This is a genomic window from Moorena sp. SIO3I6, from assembly GCF_010672095.1.
Window position 1 is genome coordinate 1 of the sequence record NZ_JAAHHU010000337.1, and the last position, 4770, is coordinate 4770.

Here is a 4770-nt window from a genome sequence, read left to right on the forward strand (position 1 = left end):
TATCGCACTGAAGTTAAGGTTGATACAACAGAAGTCAACCTTAATGAAATCCGTAATGTTGAGATGGCAGCTCAACGAGCAACTAGTGATTTCCATGTCATTGTATCAGACTTGAGATTCCTAGCCAATCAAAATGAGTTACGGACAATGTTAGATAGCACCAGTGATGCTCCCCAAGAAACTGAAAGGTGGCGCATGGCCCTTACTCAAGAATATCTGATCCTGGTTCGAGAGAAAGGGCTTTATGACCAAATTCGCTTTCTGGATACAACTGGTAAAGAAATTGTTACAGTCAACTTTAACCAAGGTCAGCCGGTTATTGTGCCTGAGGAACAACTGCAAGTCAAGGCAAATCGTTACTGGTTTCAAAAAACCTTAGCTTTGCCAAAGGGAGAAATGTTTGTCTCTCCCCTAGACCTGAATGTCGAAAATGGAAAAATTGAACACCCCCTGAAGCCAGTGATTCGCGTTGGTAGTCCTGTGTTTGACAGTTCTGGTCAGAAACGGGGCATCGTCATAATTAACTATTTTCCTAAACATTTCATCAATAGTTTGGAATCCGAAAATCACACGTCCTTAGGGGAAATGATGCTCTTGAATGGTGAGGGGTTTTGGCTGAAGGGAACCAAGCCAGAGGATGAATGGGGATTCATGTATCCTAACCGCAAAGACCGTACCTTTGCCAAGGGGTTTCCAAAAGAATGGCAACGGATTTCTAAGGCTGATCAGGGGCAATTTGAAACTACTAACGGTAAGTTTACCTTTACCACTGTTCATCCTTTCTACGAGATGCAAACAGGTAAAACTCCTGTACAAAAGCGTTTTTCTGATCCCACTAAGATGGATGCTAACTCCGATACCTGGAAAATTGTCACCTACATTTCCCCTAAACTCATAAAAGAACGCTCTCGTGATTCCTGGAAGCCGCTAGGGCTGCTTTATGGTAGTTTAGTGGTGCTAATTGGTATTGGTTCTGGCTTACTAGCACGGGCTAAGGTAGAGCATCAGCACGCAGAAGAGGAACTGGGACTGAGTCAGGAACGCTTGCAGCTAGCTTTAGAAGGATCCGGTGATGGACTCTGGGACTGGAACATCATGACTGGAGAGGTTTATTACAGTCCCCGGTGGTTAGAAATGCTGGGCTATGATGTGGATGAACTACCAGGATACCTCAGCAGTTGGGAAAAGCTGATACATCCAGAGGATAAAGCCTTAGTAAAGTCGTTGCTGAATGCTTGTCTAAAGAACAGTTCGGTTCTCTTTGCCTGTGACCATAGAGTACGAACCAAATCTGGTCAATGGAAATGGATTGCCATTTACGGTAAAGTCGTGGCTCATGATCACAAGGGCAACCCGAAACGAATGGCAGGAACCCATAAAGATATTAGCGATCGCAAACAGGCCGAGGAGGAGCTGCGGCTGAGCAGAGAACGCTTTCGCACGCTCTATGAAAATACACCAGTTATGCTGCATTCGATTGATAGCAATGGTAAATTGCTCAGTGTCAGTAACTACTGGCAAAAGAAGTTAGGCTACGATCGTAATGAAGTTATTGGAAGACAATCAACTGATTTTTTAACAGAATCACGCCAGTACACCCAAGGGGTGTTTCTGCCTAAATGTTTTGAGACAGAAATGTGCTTGGATGTTCCCTATCAGGTGATTTGCAAGAATGGAGAAATCATTGACGTGCTTCTTTCCGCTATTGCTGAACAAGATGAGTTAGGTCAGGTGGTTCGGTCTCTAGCGGTTATGGTTGATGTCACTGCTCGCAACCGAGCGGAAGCCGCACTCCAACATGCTAAAGAGGCTGCGGAAGTCGCCAATCGTGCCAAAAGCGAATTCCTGGCTAACATGAGCCACGAACTAAGAACCCCCCTTAATGGTATCCTCGGCTACACCCAAATCCTCAAAAAGTCCAAAACCATGACCCCTGAGGAACTCAAAGGCGTCCACATCATTCATCAGTGTGGTTCACACCTGTTAACCCTGATTAACGACATTCTAGATCTATCCAAAATTGAAGCCAGGAAAATGGAACTCGTTCCTAGAAATTTTCATTTTTCCTCCTTTCTGGAAAACCTGGTTGACATCTGCAGTATCCGCGCTAATCAGAAGGACATTGTATTTACTTACCAACCCCTTTCTCAACTCCCCAATGGCATCTATGGGGATGAGAAACGCCTACGACAAGTACTGATGAATCTCCTAAGTAATGCCATCAAGTTTACTGACTCTGGGGAAGTAACCTTGAAAGTGAGTGTCCTTGAATCTACCCAAAAGGATATCTCCCCATCACCCTCCTTCACAAGGGAGCTTAACAAAGAAAAAAGGACAAAAATCCGGTTTCAAGTAGAAGATACTGGGATTGGTATAACCCCAGAGCAATTACAAAAGATTTTTTTACCCTTTGAGCAAGTAGGAAATCCCTTTCGCAAAGCAGAAGGGACAGGATTGGGATTAGCGATTACTCAGAAACTCCTGTGTATGATGAACTCTACCTTAGAAGTCAGGAGCCAGCCGGAAATTGGCAGTGTGTTTTGGTTTAATTTGGAGTTGCCAGAAGCCACAGAAAGCTTACATGCCCCCATGGCTTCTCAAACAGGGATCATTGGCTTCAAAGGCCAGGGGCGGAAAATCCTGGTGGTGGATGATAAATGGGAAAATCGCATGGTTTTGGTTAATCTGCTTGCCCCCCTTGGGTTTGAACTGGTGGAGGCCACCAACGGTCAAGAGGGTTTGGAGAAAGCTCAGTGTCAGCCTGAGGTAATTATTACGGACTTGCTCATGCCAGGGATGAATGGTTGGGAATTGATCCGACAGCTGCGAGAATCTCCCCAATTACAGTCAGTAGTGGTGATTGCTTGCTCAGCCAGCGTATTTGATACTCACCAACACAAGAGTATTGAGTCTGGGGCGGACGAGTTTCTGCCCAAGCCAGTAGATTCAGAAAAACTATTCGAGATATTACGGATGCATCTGAGACTGGAATGGGTGTATGAAGGAAAAGAAGAACGAGAAAAGATGATGGCTGAAAACATCTCATGTCAAACTACAGAGATTATCCCTCCCCCAGCTGAAAAACTTGCTCAGCTCTATGATTTGGCCAGAACAGGCTTAATCAGCGAAATTCTAGAACAAGTGGATACTCTGGATAAATCCGATGATAAATTTGCGATTTTTGTCCAACATATCCAGCAATTCGCTCAAGGCTTTCAGGTTAAAAAAATCCAAGATTTCATCAAACAATACCTGGAACGTAATTAGTTAAGAGGTAAGCCTATGGGCTACGCCCACGCTACTTGAGGTGCCGTCAGTTAACGCCCTAAGCCCATGCTACCCTTGCCAGGGATCAGCCAATAGCCTACTTTTCGGCTAAGCAAACAGTCATTGATAATGAGAGCAAAGTTTTAGGGGTTAATGGGATTAACATTAATAAAATCCTAGTTTTACGGTTTAACTATTAGAAAGTCATGCTGATAGATTTATGGTTAGGGTTATTAGGAGTTATCAGGATGGTTTAGCAACGATTTATTAATTGGTTACTTGCTTCGACCACTCTATAAAAAGGTGTAACAATGATCAATGGCCAGGATCAACAACTAATATTAATTGTAGATGATATCGCCACCAATTTAGAAGTACTATCCACAACATTGATCAGTGCTGGTTTCAAAGTTGCAGTTGCCACTGATGGCGAAAGCGCCATTGAACAGGTTGACTATAAACCGCCAGATCTGATTGTGTTAGATGTGATGATGCCAGGAATTGATGGATTTGAAACGTGCCATCGGCTGAAGGAAAATCCGTTAACCCGTGAAATTCCTGTGATTTTTATGACAGCCCTGAGCGAGACCGTGAACAAGGTCAAGGGTTTTTCTCTCGGAGCAGTGGACTATCTGACCAAACCGATTCAGTCAGAGGAAGTATTAGCCAGAGTTAGAACCCATTTGCAACTGCAAAGTCAGGCAAAGGCCCTCAAGGAGCAAAATGCCCTTCTTAAAGAGGAAATTGAACAGCTAAGGTCAGCAGAAGCGAGGTGGCAAAACACCCTAGAACAGCTCGAAGCTGCCCAAAGCCAGATAATCGCCCAAGAAAAACTCGCTGCTCTTGGACAACTGGTTGCAGGAATCGCTCACGAAATCAATACTCCCCTCGGAGCAATTCGCTCCTGTGTGGGCAATCTGTCTAACTTCTTCAACGACCACCTCCAGCAATTACCCTCATTTTTTCAAGGACTCTCGCCAGAACGTCAGTCCGATGTGTTGGCCTTACTCCAATACTCCAGCCGACAGAGTACCCCTCTATCTACCCGAGAGCAACGTCAACTCAAACGAAGGTTGAAAAGCCAACTGGAATCCTACGCTATTGATAAAGCAGTCAAGCTAGCCAATTTATTGGCGGGAATTGGGGTTTATGAGGACTTTGAAGAGTTTTTGCCTCTCCTGAAAGACCCAGACAACGAAATGATTTTAACCACTGCCTATCAGTTAGCTAACCTCTATACGAGTACTCGCAACATTACCACTGCCGTGGAACGAGCCACAAAAGTGGTGTTTGCCTTGAAAACTTATGCTCGTTATGACTCTAGTGGGGAAAAGATAGATGCACAGATTACTGATGGCATTGACACGGTCTTGACTCTTTATCATAACCAACTCAAACATGGCGTAGACGTCTACAGAAACTATGACGATTCTTTGCCAGTTATCCGGTGCTATCCTGATGAACTCAATCAAGTCTGGACGAATCTGATTCACAATGCTCTCC

The 4770-nt window shown here is 44.5% G+C and carries 2 protein-coding genes; both read left to right on the forward strand.

What is annotated here, in order from left to right:
* On the forward strand, positions 1–3267 hold a 3267-nt coding region (locus F6K49_RS35530), incomplete at its 5' end, for a PAS domain S-box protein (protein ID WP_293104329.1).
* A gap of 311 nt (positions 3268–3578) precedes the next feature.
* The coding region (locus F6K49_RS35535) for a response regulator (RefSeq protein ID WP_293104332.1) at positions 3579–4770 on the forward strand (1192 nt) is incomplete at its 3' end.